The organism is Streptomyces sp. P9(2023) (genome assembly GCF_032436795.1).
GTDB lineage: Bacteria > Actinomycetota > Actinomycetes > Streptomycetales > Streptomycetaceae > Streptomyces.
Window position 1 is genome coordinate 1 of the sequence record NZ_JAUPWM010000393.1, and the last position, 278, is coordinate 278.

The window sequence follows — 278 nt, forward strand, 5'->3', positions numbered from 1 at the left end:
AAGGTTCCTTTGGCTCGAACTGGAACCAGCCTCTTGGTAGTGGTTCCAGCGGCTTTGGTGGCGGGAGCGGCTTTGGTTTTAATATGCCAACCTTTCAGCTTGGTCTGCAAGGTTTGGGTATGGGCTTGAACTTCTACAATGCTATGCAGGCCAACAAGCTTGCTAAGCAGCAGTTCAACTTCCAGAAGGACTTCGCAATGAAAAATCTTGCGAACCAAACGAAGACCTACAACACGGCTCTGGAAGATCGTGGGCGTGCTCGTGCCGCTATGGAAGGT

Annotated in this window: 1 protein-coding gene; it reads left to right on the top strand. The window is 51.1% G+C overall.

Translation table 11 applies throughout. The annotated features are described in order from the left end of the window. A partial coding sequence (locus Q5762_RS38070; RefSeq protein WP_315896888.1) for a hypothetical protein occupies window positions 1-278 on the top strand: 278 nt, incomplete at both ends.